Origin of the sequence: Peptococcus niger (assembly GCF_900101835.1) — a bacterium.
Lineage (GTDB): Bacteria > Bacillota > Peptococcia > Peptococcales > Peptococcaceae > Peptococcus > Peptococcus niger.
In genome coordinates this window covers 74,375-98,205 of the sequence record NZ_FNAF01000001.1, presented here as the reverse complement: position 1 = coordinate 98,205, position 23,831 = coordinate 74,375, and the positions used below count along the sequence as shown (strand labels likewise).

At 46.1% G+C, this 23,831-nt stretch carries 23 protein-coding genes; all 23 read right to left on the bottom strand.

Annotated elements, in window-relative coordinates; all coding sequences use genetic code 11:
• Window positions 1-72 precede the first annotated feature (72 nt).
• The 23 genes from BLQ16_RS09860 to BLQ16_RS00440 all read right to left on the bottom strand — a co-directional run bounded on the left by BLQ16_RS09860 (window position 73) and on the right by BLQ16_RS00440 (window position 23,822).
• Window positions 73-1,323: a 2-hydroxyacyl-CoA dehydratase gene (locus BLQ16_RS09860; protein ID WP_091790808.1), complete on the bottom strand. Its 1,251-nt coding sequence runs from the start codon at window positions 1,321-1,323 to the stop codon at window positions 73-75.
• Window positions 1,310-4,306, bottom strand: a complete 2,997-nt coding sequence (locus BLQ16_RS00540) for an acyl-CoA dehydratase activase (protein WP_278308552.1) — start codon at window positions 4,304-4,306, stop codon at window positions 1,310-1,312. The genes BLQ16_RS09860 and BLQ16_RS00540 overlap by 14 nt, the downstream gene beginning before the upstream one ends.
• Window positions 4,307-4,401: 95 nt before the next feature.
• Entirely contained in the window at window positions 4,402-6,498 is a 2,097-nt protein-coding gene (locus BLQ16_RS00535) for a polyribonucleotide nucleotidyltransferase (RefSeq protein WP_091790807.1), read from the bottom strand.
• An 83-nt stretch (window positions 6,499-6,581) separates the two neighbouring features.
• On the bottom strand, window positions 6,582-6,851 hold the full coding sequence (rpsO, locus tag BLQ16_RS00530) for a 30S ribosomal protein S15 (protein WP_091790806.1): 270 nt from the start codon (window positions 6,849-6,851) through the stop codon (window positions 6,582-6,584).
• 112 nt (window positions 6,852-6,963) lie between these two features.
• Window positions 6,964-7,890: a bifunctional riboflavin kinase/FAD synthetase gene (locus tag BLQ16_RS00525; RefSeq protein ID WP_159427916.1), complete on the bottom strand. Its 927-nt coding sequence runs from the start codon at window positions 7,888-7,890 to the stop codon at window positions 6,964-6,966.
• Window positions 7,891-7,903: 13 nt separating this feature from the next.
• On the bottom strand, window positions 7,904-8,776 hold the full coding sequence (gene truB, locus BLQ16_RS00520; RefSeq protein WP_091790804.1) for a tRNA pseudouridine(55) synthase TruB: 873 nt from the start codon (window positions 8,774-8,776) through the stop codon (window positions 7,904-7,906).
• Entirely contained in the window at window positions 8,773-9,765 is a 993-nt protein-coding gene (locus tag BLQ16_RS00515; protein WP_159427915.1) for a DHH family phosphoesterase, read from the bottom strand. Before BLQ16_RS00515 ends, truB begins: the two co-directional genes overlap by 4 nt.
• Window positions 9,743-10,087: a 30S ribosome-binding factor RbfA gene (gene rbfA / locus BLQ16_RS00510; RefSeq protein ID WP_091790802.1), complete on the bottom strand. Its 345-nt coding sequence runs from the start codon at window positions 10,085-10,087 to the stop codon at window positions 9,743-9,745. The genes BLQ16_RS00515 and rbfA overlap by 23 nt, the downstream gene beginning before the upstream one ends.
• An 8-nt stretch (window positions 10,088-10,095) precedes the next feature.
• On the bottom strand, window positions 10,096-12,456 hold the full coding sequence (gene infB, locus BLQ16_RS00505; protein ID WP_091791027.1) for a translation initiation factor IF-2: 2,361 nt from the start codon (window positions 12,454-12,456) through the stop codon (window positions 10,096-10,098).
• Between the two features lie 25 nt (window positions 12,457-12,481).
• The gene (locus BLQ16_RS00500; RefSeq protein ID WP_159427914.1) at window positions 12,482-12,814 is read right to left on the bottom strand and encodes a L7Ae/L30e/S12e/Gadd45 family ribosomal protein; all 333 of its coding nucleotides are present in this window, start codon (window positions 12,812-12,814) and stop codon (window positions 12,482-12,484) included.
• On the bottom strand, window positions 12,798-13,073 hold the full coding sequence (gene rnpM / locus BLQ16_RS00495) for an RNase P modulator RnpM (protein ID WP_091790800.1): 276 nt from the start codon (window positions 13,071-13,073) through the stop codon (window positions 12,798-12,800). Before rnpM ends, BLQ16_RS00500 begins: the two co-directional genes overlap by 17 nt.
• Before the next feature lie 11 nt (window positions 13,074-13,084).
• On the bottom strand, window positions 13,085-14,179 hold the full coding sequence (gene nusA, locus BLQ16_RS00490; RefSeq protein ID WP_091790799.1) for a transcription termination factor NusA: 1,095 nt from the start codon (window positions 14,177-14,179) through the stop codon (window positions 13,085-13,087).
• A gap of 21 nt (window positions 14,180-14,200) precedes the next feature.
• The gene (locus BLQ16_RS00485) at window positions 14,201-14,674 is read right to left on the bottom strand and encodes a ribosome maturation factor RimP (RefSeq protein ID WP_091790798.1); all 474 of its coding nucleotides are present in this window, start codon (window positions 14,672-14,674) and stop codon (window positions 14,201-14,203) included.
• Window positions 14,675-14,764: 90 nt separating this feature from the next.
• The gene (gene acpP, locus BLQ16_RS00480) at window positions 14,765-14,995 is read right to left on the bottom strand and encodes an acyl carrier protein (protein WP_091790797.1); all 231 of its coding nucleotides are present in this window, start codon (window positions 14,993-14,995) and stop codon (window positions 14,765-14,767) included.
• Window position 14,996: 1 nt separating this feature from the next.
• Complete coding sequence (plsX, locus tag BLQ16_RS00475; RefSeq protein ID WP_091790796.1) at window positions 14,997-15,995, bottom strand: phosphate acyltransferase PlsX; 999 nt, start codon at window positions 15,993-15,995, stop codon at window positions 14,997-14,999.
• Window positions 15,992-16,657: a ribulose-phosphate 3-epimerase gene (gene rpe / locus BLQ16_RS00470; RefSeq protein ID WP_242868919.1), complete on the bottom strand. Its 666-nt coding sequence runs from the start codon at window positions 16,655-16,657 to the stop codon at window positions 15,992-15,994. Before rpe ends, plsX begins: the two co-directional genes overlap by 4 nt.
• Before the next feature lie 14 nt (window positions 16,658-16,671).
• Window positions 16,672-17,517 (bottom strand): ribosome small subunit-dependent GTPase A, encoded by an 846-nt coding sequence (gene rsgA / locus BLQ16_RS00465; RefSeq protein WP_159427913.1) that lies wholly within the window; start codon window positions 17,515-17,517, stop codon window positions 16,672-16,674.
• Window positions 17,518-17,524: 7 nt separating this feature from the next.
• Window positions 17,525-19,444 carry a Stk1 family PASTA domain-containing Ser/Thr kinase gene (gene pknB, locus BLQ16_RS00460; protein WP_091790794.1) on the bottom strand — a complete coding sequence of 640 codons (1,920 nt, stop codon included), beginning with the start codon at window positions 19,442-19,444 and terminating at the stop codon, window positions 17,525-17,527.
• Window positions 19,429-20,178 carry a PP2C family protein-serine/threonine phosphatase gene (locus BLQ16_RS00455; RefSeq protein ID WP_159427912.1) on the bottom strand — a complete coding sequence of 250 codons (750 nt, stop codon included), beginning with the start codon at window positions 20,176-20,178 and terminating at the stop codon, window positions 19,429-19,431. Before BLQ16_RS00455 ends, pknB begins: the two co-directional genes overlap by 16 nt.
• 1,118 nt (window positions 20,179-21,296) lie before the next feature.
• Window positions 21,297-22,556, bottom strand: coding sequence for an N-acetylmuramoyl-L-alanine amidase (locus tag BLQ16_RS00450; RefSeq protein ID WP_091790792.1), 1,260 nt, complete (start codon window positions 22,554-22,556; stop codon window positions 21,297-21,299).
• A gap of 3 nt (window positions 22,557-22,559) precedes the next feature.
• Entirely contained in the window at window positions 22,560-22,841 is a 282-nt protein-coding gene (locus tag BLQ16_RS00445; RefSeq protein ID WP_091790791.1) for a phage holin, read from the bottom strand.
• A gap of 442 nt (window positions 22,842-23,283) precedes the next feature.
• Entirely contained in the window at window positions 23,284-23,451 is a 168-nt protein-coding gene (locus BLQ16_RS09610; protein ID WP_159427911.1) for a hypothetical protein, read from the bottom strand.
• Between the two features lie 59 nt (window positions 23,452-23,510).
• Window positions 23,511-23,822 (bottom strand): hypothetical protein, encoded by a 312-nt coding sequence (locus BLQ16_RS00440; RefSeq protein WP_091790790.1) that lies wholly within the window; start codon window positions 23,820-23,822, stop codon window positions 23,511-23,513.
• Window positions 23,823-23,831 lie beyond the last annotated feature (9 nt).

The window sequence follows — 23,831 nt, the reverse complement described above, 5'->3', positions numbered from 1 at the left end:
CCCTTCCTTTCTTTTAATATTATCTCACAAAAGATAACTTTAAGCAAATAAAAAAGCCGCGGGCAGCGGCTCTCAATTGTTGTTTTTACGCGCTGATGAAAGCATTAGTTTTAGACGATTTTCCTGGTTGACCCGCGTAGCGCTGGCATCGTAATCGATGGGAACAATATTGGCTTGAGGGTAGAGTTCTTTGATTTTACGCATCATTCCCCGGCCGACAATGTGGTTTGGAAGACAGCCGAATGGCTGGGTGCAGACAATATTATCCACTCCGCTGTTAATCAGTTCAACCATTTCACCGGTCAATAACCAGCCTTCTCCCATTTTTGTTCCAACGTGAACAACCTCTGCGGCCTGTTTCTTGGTGGTTTCAAAATGTGCTGGTGCTTTGAAGGTCGGAAAATCAGCGTACTGTTTGATAATATTATTCTGCAAACGGATAATCCGTCTATAGAGGTATTCAGAAAGAATGCGTTTGATGAAGCCGGTCCCGTAAAGTTTATGGTCTTCAATGCCGGCGTCAATGGTATAGAGGATGAAGTCCATAAGTCCAGGGACGACCACTTCAGCCCCTTCCGACCTGAGAAAGGCTTCCAAGTTGTTATTCCCCAAGGGCGCAAATTTGACATAAATTTCGCCAACAATACCAACACGGACTCGGTTAACCTTTTTTGTAGGAATGGCTGAAAAACGGCTTAAAATATGCCGAGATTCACGGACGATATCTTTATCCCGGAAGGCCTCATGCTGCTTGAACTTATCACAAAGGTTATCGACCAATTCTTCAACCAGGCGGTCGCAATCACCTTCTATGACTTCATAAGGCAGGGTCTGATTGTACAGGTCCATGATCACATCGCCATACAAAACGCCGACGGCCAAGCGGTGAATGAGATCCTTGCTTAAAACAAATCCTGGATTTTTTTCCATGCCGAGCAGGTTGAAAGAGAGCACGGGAATATGCTCCATGTGGGCCCGCCGCAAGGCCTTGCGTAAAAGGCTGACGTAATTTGATGCCCGACAACCGCCACCGGTTTGCATTAGGAGCAAAGCAATCCGGTCTGTATCGTACTTGCCGCTTAAAGCAGCCTGCATCAATTGTCCGATGGTCAACTGCGCAGGATAACAGGTATCGTTGTGGGTGTATTTTAAACCGGTGTCGACCAGTTCTTGGCCCTGTCCGGTTAGGACTTCTATTTTGTACCCTTCCATCTGTAAGATGCGTTGTAAAAACTTAAAATGAATGGGCAACATCATGGGTACCAAGATGGTGTGTGTTTTTTTCATTTCTTCAGTGAATAGAACGCGTTCATTCGTTGACATTGTCGCTTCCTTCACCTTCCTTTATTGCCGACCGGTCACGCCGATTTTGCTCCTCAATTGTTGCAAATAAACTGCGCAGCCGAATGCGAACGGCACCTAAGTTATTGATTTCGTCTATTTTTATTTGGGTGTAAATATCATTCTTTTCATCTAAAATATCGCGCACTTCATCTGTGGTAATAGCGTCTAAGCCGCAGCCGAAGCTGACCAACTGGATGAGGTACATATCCTTCTCTTCTCGAACCACTTTTGCAGCATTATACAGGCGGGCATGATAGGTCCATTGGTTGAGTACATCTGTTTCAATATTATTTGGATCCATCGGTAGGGCATCCTCTGTGATGACGGCCGCCTTAAAGCTTTCAATCAGCTGATCAATGCCGTGGTTGATCTCCGGGTCAATGTGGTAGGGCCGGCCGGCTAAAACGATGATGGGCGCATCAATATCTCTTGCTTTAGCAATGGCGTCCTCTCCAAAGGCGGAGATTTTTTGATGATAGTCCTCTAAGGCGGAAAAAGCCTCCTCGACCGCTTCCTTGGTCTCACGCACCGGGATATTAAAGATTTTCCGCATGTCATTTACTATTGTCTTGGTAAACCGTTTGCGGTTGTGCACGCCATAAAAGGGGAATAAAAATTGTACATCACGCAGAGCCTTCATATTGGCATCTAAGACCTGAGGATAATAGGCAACAACCGGACAGTTATAATGATTGTCGCTGATGTTTTCATCAAAATTATAGGTCAAACAGGGATAAAAAATGGCGTCAACCCCCTGCTTGAGCAGGTAGGCCATCTGCCCATGCATTAATTTTGCCGGGTAGCAGACCGTATCTGACGGAATCGTCGATTGGCCGGAAAGATAGATATCCTTGCTGCCAAAAGGCGATAAAATCACTTGAAAGCGCAGGGCCCGCCAAAAGGCCATCCAGAAAGGATACATTTCATAGATATTTAATCCCAAAGGAATGCCGATGGTACCACGTCTATTCTCCAAAGGACGCTTTCCTTTGGCCCGCGCCTGGTTTATGAGCTGTCGTTTATAGGCCATCTGGTTCGGCAATTTATCAGCCGCTACCCTATCCTTATGTAAGGGCCGCTCACATCGATTTCCGGCAATTAATTCTCGACCACCGCTAAAACGATTAACAGTTAATTGGCAATGGTTGCCGCAGAGGTCACAGATACGGGTATCGGTGATTTGTTCAAAATTCTCCAGCGCTTCTTTATCTAGAATCGAAGACTTTTCCTTCGCCGGCCGGTTTTTAGCAAATAAGGCACACCCGTAAGCCCCCATTAGTCCGGCAATTTCAGGGCGAATAACATTCCCCCCGATTTCCTGTTCAAAAGAGCGCAAAATGGCATCATTGTAGAAGGTGCCGCCCTGCACCACAATGTGCTTGCCCAAGTCTTCTGCAGAATTAACCCGAATGACTTTATACAAGGCATTTTTAACCACGGACATGGATAAGCCGGCTGAAATATCTTCAACACTGGCCCCTTCTTTTTGGGCTTGCTTAACAGAAGAATTCATAAACACCGTACAGCGGGAACCCAATTCAACCGGGTGTTCAGCAAACAAGCCCAGCTTGGCAAAATCTGCAACACTGTAGCCCAAAGCACTGGCAAAGGTTGAAATAAAAGAACCACAACCTGATGAACAGGCTTCATTCAAAAAGATGGTGTCAATAACACCGTCTTTAATACGGAAACACTTCATATCTTGTCCGCCGATATCGATGATAAAATCAACATTGGGTAAAAAGGCTTGCGCTGCGGTTAGGTGCGCCATCGTTTCCACCAATCCATCGTCCACTTGCAAAGCGGTTTTGACCAGATCTTCACCATAGCCGGTTACAGCGCCTGAAGCAATTTTGATATTAGGATTGATGCGATAAATGTCCAGCAAGGCTTTACGGACAAAGTCAACCGGTCGACCATTGGACGCCTCATACACTTCATAAAGAATTTCTTGATTGTCGCCAATCAAAATGAGTTTGACCGTTGTTGAACCGGCATCAATACCAAGGTAGCTGTTGCCGGTGTAGCTTTCTAAATTGCCTCTGGGCACCGCCGTTTTATTATGCCGTTCAACAAAAGCATCATACTCAGCTTGGCTTTTAAAAAGTGGTGACACATGACTTTCAAACTGATGGCTTTCTTGCTGCTCTTCAATTGCTTTAAACAACTCCCCGGCGTTCATAACCCTTTCACTTCGGCTGTATAAAGACGCGCCATAAGCGACAAAATACTGGGCGTTGTCAGGGAAAATATAATCCTGAATACCTTCAGTTAAAACATCTTGAAAGGCTTTTTGTAAACCCTTCAAAAAGGTCAGCGGTCCCCCTAGGAACATAACGTTGCCGTGTATTTCGCGGCCTTGTGCCAGGCCGCCAATGGTTTGGTTAACCACTGCATAAAAAATACTCATCGCAACATCTGCCTTAGCGGCACCTTGGTTTAGCAGCGGCTGTATATCTGTTTTAGCAAATACGCCACATCGAGAGGCGATGGGATAAATATGGGTTGCCTGTAAAGACAGCTTATCCAAGCTCGCCAAATCTGTATCTAGCAATACAGCCATTTGATCTATAAAAGCGCCTGTTCCACCGGCACAGCTGCCGTTCATGCGCACTTCTGTTCCCCCGGTTAAAAAGAGGATTTTAGCATCCTCTCCACCCAATTCGATAACAACGTCTATATGGTCATATTGATTTTCAACCGCCAATTGGGTAGATACAACTTCTTGTATAAAAGGCAAATTAACCTGTTCAGCAAAGCCCATCCCGGCAGAACCGGTTACGGCGATGGTCACCTGGGCGTCGTTGCCGATAACATCTATAATCTCCTGCATGGATTCCATTGCAACATCCCGGATAAAAGACCGGTGACGTTTATATGATTGATAGACGACCTTGTTATCTTGATCTTTAACAGCCATTTTCAAGGTGGTCGAACCAATGTCCAATCCGATATGATACAAGAGACGTCCCCCCTCCAAACAGTATTGTACATAAGGAAAAAAGGTATGAATTCATCACACCTTGAATTCATACCCGTTTTTAGGGAAAAGAATACCTAATCCAGCAAGGCTTTTCGTGAAAGATTTATTCTGCCCATGCGATCGATTTCAATTACTTTCACAGTAACTTCATCGCCGACCTTCACCACATCCTCAACTTTATTGACGCGTTTTTTGTCCAGTTGAGAAATATGCACCAGGCCATCTTTGCCGGGGAGAATGTTGACAAAGGCCCCAAAATCCATGATGCGAACCACTTTACCGGTGTAAATTTCACCGACTTCCGGATCTTTAACGATATTTTGAATCATCTCTACAGCCTGGTTACAAGCTTCAGCATCGCTTGACAGCACATTGACCGTTCCATCTTCTTCAACATCAATTTGAACACCGGTCGTTTCAATAATTTTTTTAATGGTTTTACCACCGCTGCCGATAACATCTTTAATTTTATCAACGTCAATTTTGAAGGATTCAATTCGCGGCGCATAAGGCGATAAGCTTTCTCGCGGTGCATTGATGCATTTTAGCATGGTGTCAAGGATGAACAGACGGCCTTCTTTAGCTTGTGCCAAGGCTTGTTCTAAAATAGCCTTGTTGATGCCGTCAATTTTTATATCCATTTGGATGGCGGTGATGCCGTCTACGGTACCGGCGACTTTGAAGTCCATATCCCCCAAAGCATCTTCCAGCCCCTGTAAATCCGTCAACACACTGAACTGGTCTTCTTCTCGAATCAGGCCCATGGCAACGCCGGAAACCGGTTTGCGAATGGGGACACCGGCAGCCATTAAGCTCATCGTACTGCCGCAAACGGAGGCCATTGAGGTAGAACCGTTTGATTCGATAGCTTCAGAAACCACACGAATCATATAGGGGAATTCTTCTAAACTCGGAATGACCGGTTCCAAAGCCCGGCGCGCTAAAACACCGTGACCGATTTCACGCCGGCCGGGTCCCCTGATGGGCCGTGTTTCACCAACGCTGTACGGCGGGAAATTATAGTGATGCAAGTAGCGTCGACTTGTTTCATCGTCCAATCCGTCCAGCGGCTGGCTGTCTCGGGATGAGCCCAGGGTTGTGACCGATAAAATCTGCGTCTGCCCGCGGGTAAAGACGGCACTGCCGTGCGTGCGCGGCAATAAGTCCACTTCGCAGGTTAACGGACGCACTTCGTTCAGGGCACGCCCATCCGGGCGAATCTTATCGTGCGTAATCAGACGACGGACAATGGCCTTGGTCAGGGCATCTAAGGCCTGGATAATATCATCATCGCTGTCTTCAAATTGTTCACTGAGTACGGCAAGCGCTTCAGATTTGGCGGTTTGAATAGCCTCATCACGGGCTTTTTTATTAACAATTTGCAAAGCGGTGCGCAAGGCATCAGATGCTTCAGCCTTTACGGCATCGGTGATGGCTTCATTAATTTCAGGCGCTTCAAAAGCGATTTTTTCTTTTGCAATCCCCTTTTCAAGGGCTTCACGCCTCATATCTTCAATCAAATCTGTTAACTGGGCAATAACTTTATGACCTTCTAGAATCCCTTCCAGAACGACAGCCTCAGAAACTTCTTGAGCACCGGCTTCAACCATCATAATGGCATCATGCGTTCCGGCTACCGCAAGGTCTAGGCTGCTGACTTCACGCTCTGCCTGGTTGGGGTTAATCATAATCTCGCCGTCAACATAGCCGACATGTACACCGGCAATTGGCCCCTGAAAGGGAATGTGAGATAAATGCAAGGCGCAAGATGCCCCAATCATCGCTGCCATATCTGGCGGATTGTCAGGTTCAACACAGAGGACTGTCGCGACAATCTGTACATCGTTGCGGTAGCCTTTCGGAAACAGTGGGCGGATCGGCCGGTCAATCAATCGAGCAGAAAGGGTTGCCTGCTCAGATGCACGTCCTTCGCGGCGCAAAAAACTGCCCGGGACCTTGCCTGCTGCATACATTTTTTCTTCAAAATCAACGGTCAACGGGAAGAAATCAATGCCTTCCCGAGGTTCTTGACTGCCGGTCGCCGTTACCAGAACAACCGTATCGCCGTAGCGCACAAGCACAGAGCCGCTGGCCTGTTTTGCCAGATGACCGGTCTCCAGGGTTAAAGTTCTCCCGGCCAAGTCAATTGACCGGCGAATCACTGTATCCATATAGAGCCTCCTTATGGGTTTATAAAAATTGCCAAGGACACAAAAGCGCCTTGGCAATATATACGCTTACCGATCAGCAAGACTTAGCGACGCAAGCCAAGCTTAGCGATGAGATCACGATACCGATTCATATCAATTTTCATCAAGTAATTTAAAAGCCCTCTACGATGGCCAACCATTTTTAGCAGGCCACGGCGGGAATGATGGTCCTTTTTGTTAACTTTCAGGTGTTCCGTCAAATAATTAATGCGATAGCTTAACAAGGCGATTTGGACTTCCGGAGAGCCAGTATCTCCTTCGTGTGTTTGATACTTCTTAATGATTTCTTGTTTCGTTGCTTGATCTAATGCCATAATAATCCTCCTTAAAATATTGTCACCGGAAACAAAGTTATCGCCGGAGAAGCGGTAAACTGTGCTTCGGTCTTCATCAACTATTTAATTATACGAAAAAGACGGAAAAGCGTCAAGCTTTTTGATGAAAGTATTCTTTCGCCGTATCAATGTCCTTCATAATGGCTTCTTTCAGCTTTTCAAACGAATCGAATTTAACAATGCCCCGCATAAGATACAGGTCACGGACACAAAGCATTTCTCCGTAAATATCGCGATTAAAATTCAAAAGATGGGCTTCTACCATTTCAAAAGGATTGTCATCAACGGTAGGGCGAGTCCCAATGTTAATAACTGCATCATAAGTGCGCGTTTTCTCTGATTCCAAAACACAACGACCGGCATAGACACCTGGAGCCGGTAAAAGCAAGTCTTTCGGTAGAGATACATTGGCGGTGGGGACTAAAAATCGTCTGCCGTTGGCCAGGCCGTGGATGACTTCACCGCACAATTCGTAGGAATAGCCTAGAAAACGTTCAGCATCTGCTATGCGGCCTTCCCGTAAAGCCTGGCGAATCATTGTACTGCTTAAGATGACATCGTTTAAGGTATAGGCCGGAACAATTTTGACCGGAACGGGCGCGGCCAGAGCCATTAAATCTTCTGCTTTACCTCCTGCCCGATGGCCAAAGGTGTAATCAAAGCCCACAACAATGCCTTGGGCATGCAATGCCGTTAGAAGTAATGATTGTACAAAGTCTTCCGGCGTCATTTCGGCAATTGACCAGCTGAACGGCACGGAAAACACTTCGTCAACATGCATTTCTTCTAAGTGACGCATTTTGCTATCTTGGTCCATTATATATTTAAATTCAGGGGTCACAAGCGATTGAAATTGGGGATAAAAAGTTGCTACCATCAGCGGCAGGTTTAATCTGTCTGCCAATGTACGCCCTTCTTCAATAAGCGCCTGATGCCCTAAATGTAAGCCGTCAAAGTGACCAAGTACCACGACACGAGGAGCTTGTGGCACTTCGTCATAGGAATGGTAAATCCTCATTTCTCGCCTACCTTTATTGTATAAAAACTTTTTTGGGTTTAAAATAGCCTGCTGTTGCAAAGCCGATGGCACAGACGGCATCTTGATAAACCGCTACAATCGGCGTTTCTGTCATACTTGCTTTATCATTGATTTCAATGGGACTGCCATGCTTTATCTTGGCATAGGATTCTTCGCTTAGCATGAGTTGAGGATAGTCTGACAGGGCATCCAACATCGGTAAGATATGCCCTTCCGGTTGGTCAGCCGTCTCCAAGATATCCAGTGGAACTGCTTCCGATATGGTGAACCGACCGCTGGCCAATCGCCTCAATTGGGTCATATGGGCGCAGGAACCCGCCGCTCGGCCTATATCTGCACATAATGAGCGGATATAGGTCCCCTTACTGACACAGGCCTCAAAGGCAGCGCTTTCAGGGCTGTATTCGGTCAGGGAAATAGAATGAACCGTAATCTGGCGTGGCTTCACGTCAGGCGTTACTTTACCCTCTCTGGCCAACCGATACAGGGGTACGCCATTGATCTTGATGGCAGAATACTTAGGTGGAATTTGTAATTGCGGTCCTAAAAAAGAAGCTAAAATAGCCTTAAAGGCCTCTTCTGATATGTTCGGCAGGGGCAATTCTTCAATCACAGCTCCGCTCGCATCTTGGGTATCCGTAGCTTTTCCGAAGGCAAGTTTAGCGGCGTAAACCTTATCATCTGCCGTTAAATATTCCGCTAAGCGGGTTGCTTGGCCCAAGCAGATGGGCAGTACGCCGGTTGCATCCGGATCAAGGGTCCCTGTATGACCAACCCGTTTTTGATGAAAAATGCGTCGAATTCGGCTGACAACATCGTGAGAGGTCATACCGGCCGGTTTATCAATGATTAAAACGCCGTTCATGACGAAAGATCCTCTTTAAGATGACGGGCTGCTGCGGCCAATAAGGTTTGGCGGGCTTCCTGCAGGGATGAATGAAGGGTACAGCCGGCGGCTCGTACATGCCCGCCGCCGTTAAATTCGGACGCTAAACGATTGCAGTCCAAATACTGCTTGCTGCGCAAGCTCACCTTAATGGCGCCGGAGGATAATTCACGAAGCAAAATAGACAATTCCACGCCTTGAACTTCTTTTAATTGCCCGACCAATCCGTGCACCTCATCATCGTTAACGCCTAAATTTAACATTTGTTCGTAAGTAATTTCAGCAATGGCAATATGATCGTCGGATAAAAATTCGCTGGACTGGTACATGGCGTTGAGCAATTGAAAGCGGGCTTGAGACGTGCTTTCAAAGACATGGTAGCGAATGGCGGATAAGTCTGCCCCCTTTTCCATCAACCAGGCCGCTGTTTGAAAGGTCTCAGCCTTAGTCTTTTCAAAACGAAAAGAGCCGGTATCTGTGTGAAGTCCTGTCAAAAAACAGGTTGCTGCATCAGCTGAAACAGGAAAATTCCAGTTGCGGCAGAAGTCGGCAAGGATGGCACAAGTGGCCGGCGCTTCAGCATCAACATAATTGAGATCGGAAAAGGGTTCATGGCCCATATGATGGTCAATACTGATGCGTTGGTCAGCCCGCCACTCAGCTTCACTTAAGCCGAGACGATCCAGATTGCCGCAGTCCAAAGCCACCCGTAGATCTGCTGGAAAATCATCTTCTCCCCAGTGCCGTAAATCTGCCATGCCGGGCAAGAAAGCAAAAGTCCCAGGCTGTCCGGTTTGGTTGTAAATGGCGACTTCTTTGCCCATGGCCCGCAAGACGGCGGCCAGTCCCAATTGGGCGCCAATCGCATCTCCGTCCGGATGAATATGCGAAAAAAGGGCAATTCGCTCCGCCGATTGGAGCGCAGAGCGAATGGCCTGATCATCTTTATTGTTCTTTTTTAAGCTCATTGAGTATCCCATCTATTTTTGCACCATATATCATTGAATCATCCAGTAAAAATTCCAGTGCAGGAACAGTCCGCGTTTTTAAGCGTCGGCTCAAAAGCGTGCGGATGTATCCGCCCGCCTTATTGAGCACCTCAACCACTTCCTGTCGCTCCTCTTCACTGCCCAGTTTACTGATGTATATTTTAGCGTGCCCAAGATCTCCACTCACAGAAACCTCTGTCACACTGATCAAGCTGTCAATGCGCGGGTCATTGATTTCAGAGCGAATAATATCTGTCATATCGCGTTTAATTTCTTCAGCTACGCGGTCTAAATTCGCCATAGTACCTCCTAAGATAACTCACGTTTGACTTCTTCGAAGGTGTAGGCTTCAAAGACATCTCCTTCTTTGAAGTCATTAAATTTTTCCAAGCCTATGCCGCATTCATATCCGGTGGCAACTTCTTTGACATCATCTTTAAACCGTTTCAAAGAGGCTATCTCACCATCATAAATGACAACGCTGTCGCGCAAAATACGAATTTTGGCATTGCGCATGATTTTACCATAGGTCACGTAGCACCCAGCAATATTACCGACCTTAGGCACTTTAAAGACGCTGCGCACTTCTGCTTGTCCCAAGTCAACTTCGCGAATTTCCGGCGCCAAAAGACCGCTGAGAGCGTTTTTAACATCATCAATAGCTTCATAAATGATGCGGTAGGTATTGATATCGACCTGTTCTTTATCCGCTAATTTTTTAGCGTTGATGTCCGGCCGTACATTAAAGCCAATAATAACCGCTTTAGAAGCCATAGCAAGCATAACGTCGGTTTCACGAATACCACCCACAGCGGTACGGATGATATTGACCCGTACTTCATTGGTCCCTAGATTTTCCAAGGACTGGCGCATGGCTTCAATTGACCCTTGTGTATCCGCCTTTAAGACGATGTTCAATTCTCGTACATCGCCTTCTTGAATTTGACTGAACAATTCTTCTAAGGAAACGGCAGAGCCACGGCTAATTTCTTTCAGGTGCTTCTCCTGTTGCCGTTGTTCAGCCAATTGCTTGGCCAGTTTTTCATTGGCTACAGCGGCAAAATCATCGCCGGCTTCCGGCACTTCATTGAGACCGAGAATTTCTGCCGGTGTAGAAGGTCCGGCTTTTTCCAAGGGTTTACCGTTATAATCAAACATTGCGCGAATACGCCCTTGGGTTGAACCGGCAATCAAAAAGTCCCCATTGCGTAAGGTCCCGTTTTGCACCAACAAGGTAGCAACAACGCCGCGGTTTTTATCGAGCTTTGATTCAACGACTTTACCAACGGCTTGCCGGTTCGGATTGGCCTTAAGGTCTTCCACTTCAGCCACAAGCAGAATCATTTCCAGCAATTCCTCAATGCCGTCTCCGCGTTTTGCAGAAACCGGCACCATGATAACATCGCCGCCCCATTCTTCGGATACAACACCGTATTGGGTTAATTCCTGCTTAATGACTTCAGGGTTGGCATCAGGTTTATCAATTTTATTGATGGCCACAATGATGGGCACTTCAGCTGCTTTAGCATGGTCGATGGCCTCAATGGTTTGTGGCATAACGCCATCATCGGCAGCAACGACCAAGATGGCGATGTCGGTGATTTGGGCGCCTCGCGCGCGCATGGAAGTAAAGGCTTCGTGACCGGGGGTATCCAGGAAGGTAATCCGTTCATTATTAAACCGCACTTGGTAGGCCCCAATTTGTTGAGTAATCCCACCGGCTTCCTGGGTGGTTACATTGGTGCTGCGGATTTTATCCAGGAGTGACGTTTTACCATGGTCAACATGGCCCATAATCGTAACAACCGCTGGCCGTTTGCGTAAATCGTGTGGATTGTCTTCGACTTCCAGTTCTTTTAGCAGGTCCTCTTCCATCGTTGTCTTAATTTCCACGGTAGCCCCGTATTCTTCTGCAATGATAGAAGCGGTATCAGCATCCAGTTCCTGGTTCATGGTTGCCATCATGCCCAAGGCCATCAGCTTCATAATAACTTCGCTGGCTTTTTTCCCCATTTGACGGGCAAGGTCTTGCACCGTAATGGTTTCGTTAATGACAACATGGTGCTTGACTTCTGCAAATTCCCGTGGTTCGTGTTGAACGGCCTTTTTAGCATCACGCTTGCCTTTTTTGCCTTTGCGTCTTTTTTTGTTAAAGGACTGTCCCTTTTGAGGCGCTTGTTTGCCGTTTTTATTGTTTCGGTTGTTTTGATGAGAAGAACGATTATGATCATCGGCATTATTGCGGCGATGATTTCTGTTTGACGTACTTTTCTCGTCAGCGGCTTTGGGTTTATCGTTTTTCTGTGCTGTTTTCCCTTGGCGTTGAGACGATTGGCTCTTTTGGGTATTTTTATGCTGGCCTTTCCCAGCTTCGTCTTTTTGGTGTTTCACATTACCAGTACGCTCTGCAGTGGTATCCTTCTTGTTTTGATTTGTCGATTTTATGGTTTTCTTTCCTTTTGACTCGCTTTGCTGTGCCTGAGTTGGGCTATCTTTCTTAGCGGCATCATTAGCACCGCTAAATTTATTTTTGACATCCTGAGCAACGGTTTCTGAAACTGTGCTCATGTGGTTTTTGACCGGAACATTCATGTGCTCCAGTTCTTTAATAATCGTTTTTGAATCTTGCTTCAGCTCTTTAGCGAGTTCATAGATTCTAATTTTTCCCATCATCACACCCCGCTTCTTTCATCTGTTATTTTTTCATAGTGTCCATCCTGCATTCTTTAATCGCTTTGGCAAAGGAATCGTCCAAGAGTCCGATAATGGCACGCGGTGACTGCCCTATGGATAGGCCCAGTCTTTTTTTATCGGCTGCAATGATGGTTGGCACTTGATGCTCATTAGCTTTTCGCTGCCAACGTTCTTTTGCTTCATTGCTGATGTCATCTGCCAGAATTAAAAGTTTGACTTGTCTTTTTTTTAGGAATGCGCGCACATTCGCATCACCGGAAATGACTTTTTTTGCTCTTTGGGCAAAACCTAAAAGCGTTAATAGCTTTTGGTCGCTGTCATTGTTGGTCAACATATGCTGAAACCTCTTCAAGTAAATGTGCAAACTGATCGTCATCAACGGACGTTTTAAAAGATGCCTGCAATCGTTTGCGCAATACGCTATTGGCTAAACAGGTGCTCTGCTTACACAGGTAAGCACCACGCCCCTGCATTTTACCACTCGGATCCAGATGGAAGTCTCCTTCAGGCGTTCGCACAATGCGCATCAAATCACGCTTTGGAAATTTTTCACCACAAGCTAAGCAAGTTCTTACCGGGACTTTTTTTGACATGGCCCACCTCTTTATGGACGTTCGTCAGAGAAAATATAGTTATACTGGACGCCCTGTTCGTCTGCCTGGGTCTTACTCTTAATATCTATTTTCCAGCCGGTTAGTTTGGCTGCCAGGCGGGCATTCTGCCCTTCTTTCCCAATGGCTAGAGACAACTGATCATCAGGTACAACGACAATGGCTTTATTTTCTTCATCATCTACCAGAACATCGATAACGACTGACGGACTGAGGGATTCTGCTATGTAAATATCCGCTGAAGCGTCCCAGTTGATGATGTCGATTTTTTCGCCATTTAATTCTTCAACCACAGCGCGAACCCGGTTGCCATTCGGCCCGACACAAGACCCGACCGGGTCAATGTTTTCATCGGCAGAGTAAACAGCGATTTTCGACCGCATACCGGCTTCCCGGGCTACGGACTTAATTTCTACATACCCATCTTGGATTTCCGGTACTTCCAATTCAAACAGTCGGCTAAGCAAATCTGAATGAATGCGCGAAAGAATAATTTGTGGTCCCTTTGGTGCGTTGCGCACTTCAACGATATAAGCTTTAAGGCGCTGGCCTGGTAAAATTTCTTCTCCAGGAATTTGTTCTGTTGCCGGCAGCATCCCGTCAGCATTGTTCAAATGCACTGTACAAACGCCATGATCGATGCGGTCAACGATGCCGGTGACAATGTCTGATTCGCGGCTGGCAAACTCTTTAAACACATACCCACGTTCCGCTTCCCGTAATTTTTGAACAATAACTTGCTTGGCCGTTTGTGCAGCAATGCGGCCAAAATTTTTAGGTTCGTCTTTTTCCGAAATGGTATCGCCGATTTTAGCTTGAGGGTATTGGGCCTGTGCTTCCAATAGACTTATTTCAACCTGGGGATCCGATACTTCCGCAACGACAACCCTGTCAATAAATACGTCAATGGCATCCGTTTTTTCATTAAACTCAATGCGGACATTAACATCATTGCCGTAATTTTTTTTATAGGCAGAAACCAAAGATGTTTTAATCGCCTCTTCAATGACCGCCGGTTTTAACCCTTTTTCCATCTCCAATAAGGCAAGAATTTCCCGTAAGGAGTCTTCCTTAACCTTCTTTTTCATGCTCCACCTCAGATTCCTTGATTAAAATTCAAAATGTAAATTTGCTTTTGCAATATTTTTATAAGCGAATGTATGGTGCTGACCTTTTGAGGTCACCAAGGTGATATCGCTTTCTGTCGCCGTTTCGAGTCGACCGATAATGGATTTCATCCCATCGATTGCTTTATACAGTTTAACTTCCACCAGTTCATCTTTAAAGCGCATAAAATCTTTAGGCTTTTTAAGTGGCCGTTCAATTCCCGGCGAGGAAACTTCTAATCGATAGGCATTGTTCACCGGTAGGTCATCAGCTTGATCCAATTGCTCACCAATCATGCGGCTAATGTTTTCGCAGTCATTTAAATCAATGTGCTCATCTTTTGCCAATCGGTCACAAAACAGGCGTAAATAAAAGTCGCCTGCTTCTTTTACATATTGAACATCCACCAATTCAAAGCCTTGTGCTTCTAGAAGTGATGAAAAATGCTCCTCAATATATGTCTCTGCTGCATTCATTACAGTCACCTACTTTAATAAATAGGAAAGAGTGGGCAGCCCCACTCTTTCCAGTAATAAGTATAGCATAGATTTAAATTGATGGCAAATTTACGCCAAGAGCTTATCCACATAGTTTGACAAATCACCGACATTTTTAAACTGTTCTACGTCGCCGTCGGGCAAGTCAATGTTAAAGGTGCTTTCAATGCTCATAATCACTTCAACAACATCTAATGAATCTGCCTCAACTTGCTCAAATGTTGTCTCTGCCGTTATTTTTTCTGCAGGGATGGAAAGTTGGTTGGCGACAATTTCTTTAACTTGATCAAATGTGCTCATATTAGTCCTCCGTTTGTTCGCATTCAACAGCTTCTTCTATTTGTGCAATTAAATCTGCTTCTATACATTGTTTGGCCACTTGGATGCCATTCAGGACAGCTGTATGGTCACTGTTGCCATGACATACAATGCTCACGCCGCGCACGCCCAGAAGGGGTGCGCCACCGACAACTTTCGGATCCAGCTGGTGTTTCAGTTCATAAAAAGCCGGTTTTAGTAAAAGAGCGCCAAGTTTAAAGCGCAAATGCTTCTGAATGTCACGTTTCAATAGGGTGAAAATATTTTTACCAAAACCTTCAAGGGTTTTTAAAATCACATTGCCTGTAAATCCGTCGCAGACCATGACATCTGCGACCCCTTCTGTAATTTCACGGCCTTCAATATTGCCAATAAAATTTAAAGAAGAAGCCTTTAAGGTTTGGTGGGCGGCTTGGGTAAGGTCGCTTCCTTTTTCCTCTTCGGCACCGTTGTTGATCAAGGCAACCCTTGCCGGATGATGGTTGAGCAATTGCATATAGATGGCACCCATGGTGGCAAAGTCCAATAAGTTTTGCGGATCCACCTGGGTATTGGCGCCGGCATCTACCAATAGCTTGGGTCCGTTTAAGGTTGGCAGTAAAACAGCGATGGCGGGACGTTTTATGCCCTTGATCCGGCCTAGCCGAAAAATAGCCGAAGCCATTTGCGCCCCGGTGCTGCCGCAGGAAACGATCCCGTCACAGACGCCATCGCGCACCAAATCAGTTGCCAGGCGGATTGAGGCCTGCTTTTTCTGTCGAAAGGCTGTTGCCGGATGTTCATCCATGCCGATAACTTCATCCGTATGTAAAATATCAATGCGGTCTACTACTTCTTCAGCCAGCAGCGGTTTGATGCGGGTCTCATCACCGACAAGGACAATTTTTTCTATTACCGGGAATTGTTTTAAGGCTTCGCAAGCGCCTTTCACAACCTCCCCAGGCGCATGGTCTCCCCCCATGGCATCAACGGCAATTTTCATTGGGCCTCCTTTGTCAAGGCATCCATTAAAGCATCTATTGCAGCTTGTCGATCGGTTTGTCCAAAGATGGCTGAACCGGCAACAAGGCAGGTACATCCTGCATCCACAACGGTTTTTATATTATCGGCGGTAATGCCACCGTCCACTTGTAAATACGCAGTGGATTCAGCTTTATCCATCATTTCTCGTAAAGCTTTAATTTTATAGGTGATATCTATGAAGGATTGACCGCCGAAGCCCGGGTGAACGCTCATCAGTAGAATTAGGTCTGCTTCTTTTAAATAAGGTTCCACGGCGGATAAAGGCGTTTCCGGATTGATGGAAAGGCCAGCTTTGCATCCGCAGGATTTGATGGCGGTTAAGGTCTGAGAAATATGTCGCGTAGCTTCCTCGTGAACGGTGATCAAATTGGCACCGGCCTTGGCAAAATCCTCAATATAGCGGCTGGGTTCAGCAATCATCAGATGGCAATCAAAGAAAAGGTCTGTCTCTTTTCTAATGGCGCGGATAACCGGTGGCCCAAAGGTGATGTTGGGGACAAAAAGTCCGTCCATAATATCTAGGTGAACCCAGGGTGCGCCTGCCTGCTTGATATCCGCCAATTCTTCCGCAAGTCGAGCAAAATCGGCTGAAAGAAGTGACGGCGAAATGACGATGGACAAAGTTATTCCTCCAATTAGTTCAGCTCGGACAACAGTAACCAATAATTGTGATAGCGGTCTGCAGAAATTTTATCCGCCTCTACCGCAGCTTTTACGGCACAATCCGGCTCATTCCGGTGTAAACAATCGCGGTAACGGCACTCGTCTGTATACTGGCTAAAATCCGGATAAAGACCGGCCAATTGAAGAGCCGATAAATCTTCTGGCAAATGGAGTACATTGAATCCGGGTGTATCCACTAAAAAACCTTCTCGATATGGGATAAAACGGCTGGCCCGTGTGGTATGGCGTCCACGACGGAGTTTATCGCTAACGGCTGCTGTCGACTGCTCTGACATGCCCGTTAACCGGTTGATTAAGCTGGATTTCCCAACGCCGGAATGTCCGGCTAAAGCGGTTATTTTCTGATGCAGTTTTTCACTCAGGTCAGCAATGCCGGCACCCGTTTCTGCACTGATGATAAAAATCGGGAAAAAATCGCGGTAGTAGTCTTTTATGCGCCTGGTATCTGCGCTTAAGTCTAGCTTGTTAAAAACAAGTAGGGGGTCTATCTGGTGATGGGCACATAAAACCAATAAGCGATCAATCAACATGAAATCTGTCGGCGGATCTTTCAAGGCCGATAAAATCAACAACTGATCAATATTGGCGATGGTTGGTCGAGGCAAGAGGTTCTTGCGTGGATGGATAGCTTCAATGGTCCCCGTGCCGTTAGCGGCGGTTTCGATATCAACGCAATCTCCTGCAACGGCCACGCGCATCCCTTGCTTATTTTTGCCGCGCAACCGACAAGTGTACACATCATCTTGCGCATAAACGTCATAGAAGCCGCCTTGCGCCGTTAGGACACGTCCTTTCATAGCCACCTCATTCTGCAACCGTTTGGCTGATATTTTTACCGTTAATACTGGCCGTAATGGTAGAGCCGCTCGGGGCATTATACATTTTACTAAAATGTTCGCCTTCTTGATGCACACCTCTGTAAAGCATAGTCTCCCCGCCATTTGCATCTGTCTGGGTGACGACAACCACGCCATTTTCCGGAACGTCAAAGGTCACGTTAACACCGGTTGTAGACGAGCTATGTTTACCGGTGCCGATGGTCAATGTAAGGCTCGTTTGTTTTTCAACCTGAGAGCCGGGTTCTAAGGATTGACCAATAATCCGTCCCTTGCTGTCATTAGACGATTCTTCTTCATTTGTAGCAGCAACAACCAACCCTTTTTCGCTTAAAGCGGCCTTTGCATCGGAAAGTTTCATGCCGCGCACATCCGGAACTGTAACGTATTCGGGCTTTTTCCCTAAGCTGACCGTAATTCTAACAGCTGTATTTTTATCTACTTTTTTACCGGGTGACGGCGACTGCGAAATAATCTGACCGGCTTCAATGGAACTGTCATAAGCGGATTTAACCTCGCCCAGCTCCAAATCAGCGTCTTCAAGAAGGGCACGCGCCTCGTCTTCAGTTTTACCAGTTAATTTCGGAACCGTTAATTTTTCCGGGCCGCGGCTGATGACGACGCCTACCAGGCGCCCTTTCTTCACTTTTTTCCCGGCAATCGGATCTTGGCTTATAATGGCGCCCTTCTCTACCTCATCACTGTACTCGCTGTCAATCTCACGAATACGCAGCCCCTCCTGGTCCATAATTTCTTCTGCATCTGCATAGCTAAACCCAACCACTGAAGGGACTTCTATATCGCCACCGCCGGCAAAAGATTGGGCAATTTTAAGTGTTCCAAAAGCCGCCAAAAGAACCAAGACAAGAATTAGAAAATTGGTAAGCCGCTTTTTCTTTCCTTTAGGCCACCGATTTTTTTTTGAAGCCTTACCTTCGCTGACCTGGTTGGCTTCGACCTCTCCATGTTTTTGGGTTAAATTTCTAGGGAGCGCCAGGGTATCGTTTAAGGGATCCACCGCCGGCTCCGGTGCTAAAAAATCTACTGGCTGATGATAAGCCGGTGCAGCAACACCTGTTTCTCGAACAGCCTCAAGTGCTTCGGCAACTTCCGTCATATCCTGAAACCGCAAGTTCTTATCCTTTTGCAGACATTTCAGGACAATGGCTTCCATGGCCTCCGGTACATCTTGTGTGATAGACTGCGGTGGAATGGGCTTTTCCTGAATGTGCTTTAAAGCTACCGTTACCGGATTATCCCCGGTAAAGGGCACCTGCCCGCAAAGCATTTCATAGAGGACAATGCCAAGAGAATAAATATCGGATTTTTCATCAACCCGTTCACCGCGTGCCTGCTCAGGGGAAAAATAATGGGCTGACCCTAGGATGCCTTTGTTGTGGGTAATGGTCGTGCTGGATAGCATTTGAGCAATGCCAAAATCCGTAATTTTAACCATTCCGGTATGTTCGACTAAGATATTGTGACTTTTAACATCTTTATGAACGATGTGGTGGCGATGGGCTTCCGCTAAGCCTCTGGCCACTTGAATGCCGATATCTGCAGCTTGTTCCCAGGGGATAGAGCCTTCTTCTTCAACAATTTGCTTAACAGACATCCCCTCAACAAATTCCATTACCAAGTAGGCCGGATCAGCACTTGCGTCAAAGTCATAAATATTGACAATGTTTGGGTGGTTTAAGGCGGCAATAGATTTGGCTTCTTTTCTGAAATGTCGAATAAACTCAGGATCTTCAACATATTCTTCCCGTAAAACCTTGACCGCCACTTGACGATTCAAAAAGATATCCTCGGCCAAGTAGACAATTGCCATTCCTCCGCCGCCAATTTTGCGAATGATTTTATAGCGTCCGCCTAAAACATCTTGCATGGCTTGCCACCCCCTTCCTCCCGGTAAAGCACAATGGTTAAATTATCTCTTGCACCACGTTCCAGTGCCAGTTGCTCAAAGCGCAAGGCCACCTCTTCCAAATCATCCGTATAAGCGATAACCTCGCTCATTTCTTCAAGAGTGGTATACCGGTACATCCCATCGGTCAGCAATAAAAGCACGTCCCCTGGGGATAGGTCACCGGAAGATATTTGCGGCGTGCAAGTTGCTTCCGGCCCGATGGCGCGCATTAACGTATTTTTAGGATTGCTAATACGATTGGCCAGCATTGTCTGACGAACATCTTCATCCAGTTGGGCCAATTCTGCTAAAAAAGTATGGTCTTCAGAAATTTGTTCGACAATCTTTCCAGGATGCATAATATAAGCACGAGAATCGCCTAGATGCCCCAGATAATATTTGCCATCGCGAATAATGAAAGCGGTTAAAGTTGTCCCCATAAGTCCGCCGTCAGTTTGCTCTTCTTGATAGCTATGCACTTTTTTATTAGCCTTTTTAAATCCTTCAGCCAATAAATCCTCCGGCGGCCTGTCGATATTTTCTTCTATAAACCAGTGAAGTTCATTGACAGCCATACGACTGGCAATATGACCGTTTTGATGCCCGCCAATGCCATCGGCAACGATGATAAATCGTCCTCTACCATCACAGTAGTATTCGTCTTCATTTGTTTTACGCACCAAACCGATGTGCGAACGGCCAGCTACAAACAAGTCTGTCACCTTCTTTTTATAAATTAACTGAAAAGCGCATAAAACGCTTATCGTACCATTTAATCATACCATGATTGCCCTTAAATGAAAAGAATTCTTGTGCCGTCTGACCAGATCGATTATGCTCTGCCGGTGTATAAACTTATTCCTTTTCCCTCTTTTTTCGGGACAGTGACCTAGCCTTGTTGACGTCATTGGCCTCATGTGACAATCTCTGGTTATAAGAAAAAGACCTTTTAACGACTTGTCCAGGTCAATTATGGTATACTATTGGCCTTGTCATGCCCATTCCGGCAACGGAAGGGAGGTGTGCATCATGGTAGGAGCATTAACTTCGCTAATCCTTACTGTCGCGACAAGTGTAGTTAGCCACTATATTTGCAAGTGATTGGACCGTAAGAAAAACAAATAACAACCAGCCCAACAAAAAACCACCGACTAGCCCTCGGTGGTTTTTTTGTGCGCACATGGCAGCACTAGCTTCGCTTGACAGGCGGCAAAGGCTCTGTCTTACTTGGATTATACCACATTTTGAAAAGGTATCAAACATATTGTGCCTCACCCTGCACGGGAGATTGTGGATTACCTGGCTTAATTTATATTTGCTATGCCTTTTGCAAGGTTGGCGGATTTTTTCATTATGGCATATTCCTGCAAGTATTGCATGCCTGCAAATGTTATATGGGCTCGGCTGTCATATACACAAACGAAAAAAGCAGGTCTGCGAAAACTCGCAAACCTGCTTTTTTAGCAATCGGAGCGACTGGATTTGAACCAGCGACCTCTGCAACCCCAATTATCAAGGCATTGACAACTCCTAGAATTCTTCTTTCTACAAACGGCTTTATTGAGCTATTTATAATCGTTTTTTTGTTTTTCTGTTGGCGTTTATTTTATAGATAACTGTGTATGGTTTGCTTTGAGCACTGTACAACTACTGTACACCTCCAGCTGATTTTTGGTTAGATTTCCCCTCATTCAACTGGTTTATCGTCTCTATCCAACTCCTGTGGATAGACACTCCCATACAAGGCTATATCAACGGTTATACTCATTTTCCTTTTTTCCTAAACCTATATTTCCCCCACCACCTCAATTTTCTGCCATTGTAGAGAACTCTATTTGGATAATGCTTTCATTACCTTTTCGTATACCCGTTCATAACCAACCGCCATTTCTAATCGTGTTGGCGGCTCATTTAATCTGGTCCCGTCTGTAAAGCCATGTTCTTTGGAGCGTTTAAAAGCGTCGGCGGCCCATTCGGGTATTACATACGCATGTTCTGGCACCTTTTTCTCGGGTTCGGATACGTGCGTATTTTTCATTTCGACAATCATATCCAATATCTTTCGTCCGTAATCTTTACTCGGTGCCCAATTACCGCCTAGGTCCACCCAAGTCCGGGCCTTGCCTGATAACCAGCTAAAATGCCTCGGATCGGAAGTCGGGTTTTGAGGTTTCCCGGCATAAAGTAGTAAATGATGTACTTGTGCTATGATCCCCTCTTTCCAACTCACGAAACGCATGTGCGCATTAGGATCGTAATTCCCGCCACCTTCCGGGCGTTTAAGACCACACGGGTTGAAATATGTCTCGTCGATAACACCGCCAAATTTACCAAAACCCGTCTCGAGAGCACTTTGGGCATAAACCCCTGCTGGATTAACTCCGTATTGCGTACTGACAGACCAGAAAATATCAGCGGTATCGATGAACCAATCAGCGGCACCTTTATCTCTGGCCCATGCTTTACCCTGTTCGACTGTTGCTGTCGGAGCTGAAATAATATTGTTCAGATTGGCTTGTACGGGTTGATTTTGATTTTTCGCATCAGCTTGTTTGGCTATCCCGAAATAATCACAAATACCCTTACACAAGCACTTAACCCACTCGTCTTCATGCCCAACGACATTGTGAACGTCGTCAGAATTGATAAAAGACATCTCGACTAAACAAGCCACGGCGTCCGTTTCTCTCAGGATTGCAAAATTTGCAAACTTACGTCCTCTATTGACGGGGTTTAGATGACTTACAGCATTATGTACGGAGTCTCCGAATGAATTTGCAATATCGTTTCCGTCCCAAGTGTAAGTCTCAACACCCCAAGCGGGCTGTACCGCCGAGTTCAAATGAAGTGATATAACGGCGTCGCAATTAGCGTCGTTAAAGACTTGTGCTCGTCGAGATAGGTCGGCGCCTTGGTCGATGAAGTATTTCCAATCCCCATCTCGACTCATAATGACGTCAACCCCACAGGCTTGAAGTTGCTTGCGAAGGCGTAAAGCGACATCTAACGCAACATCCTTTTCCTGGTATCCCATACCACATGCGCCGGTATCTGCTCCGCCATGTCCGGGATCAATACCTATTCGTACCATCTTTTATTCCACCTCCGGGGCAATATGATCGGAATCATCTCGTGGTTTGGTATAAGTATGAACTTGCGGGCTGTCTTTGATACCGGCCGTTGTCGGGTCAACTACCACGCCGAGAGCCACTAACAAGTTGATGATTATTCCAACACCTTGAATAACCTCGTCTGAACTAATAGCCGGAACAATGTTAAATATGCCACACACCTGATAAGCGAATCCAACAATCAAAGCCACCAACGCCACTAAAGTAGACTTATTTTGAAATCTTAGTTTCCAATTGATTTTCACAATTACCAACTCCTTTTTTGACTGGTAATTCGACAGCGTTTCTATATAATCGTTCGCCGGTTCCGTTTCCGCCAAGGTTTTTATACGCTACAAAGAGACTATCCAAATCCTCAATCTCAGATACGGTGGTGTAGCCTCTGGAAATATAATCCTCAGCGTTTGTGTACAAGCGAAAATGTAATAAGGCCAGCAATGCTCGGTCTTGTCTTCGATTATGGGTTATCTGTCGCCATAATAATCCGCCAATTCCTCCCGCACTAAATATAGACGTAAGGGCGGTAATAACACTCCAGTCCAATACTTGCTGTATAATGTGAGCTATGCTGATCACCTCGTGTTATTAAAAACAAAAAAATCATACGTCTCGTGTATGTGGAAAATGTTTCTATCAAATATTGGGGGCACGACACACGAGACGTATCGCTATGGAATCACAAAGGCCTTACTTTTCAGGCGTCGGTACTTCTTTCGGCACAACAGGTCTACCGTCCGTACCAACACCATACACGTCCAGCCAGTACTTCACGGCCGGGCGCCAGGCTTCGGTGATATCGGCCCACTTAAGCTCTCCGCTCATAATGCCGTAGGCCAACCAGTTTGCAAAACGCATAGGATCACCTCCTTTCATGGCAATAAAAAAGCACCTAAAGGCGAGCTTTAAGCGCTTAGTCATGATGTCCCCATCAATTTCTTAAGGGTTTCTGCGTCCGGCATTCCGTCCGGAACAGGCGGTGCACCGGCGGGGCTTGTCGGTGCTGGTGGGACCGGTGGGACCTCCGGAATTTCTGAGGCGTCCGGGGGCTTAACTACTGACATGCCGATTTGCAGTAAGGCCGCAGACTGTCTGTCCAGTTTTTCCGATAGCTTTGATAGTTTTTCTTGTAGGATTTCTTCTTGGGATGGCTCCGGTGGAGCATCTCGAGAAGACCGGAATTCACCATCAAACGATATAATTGCTCCATTAAATTTTTCCTCGCTCATATCGCATCT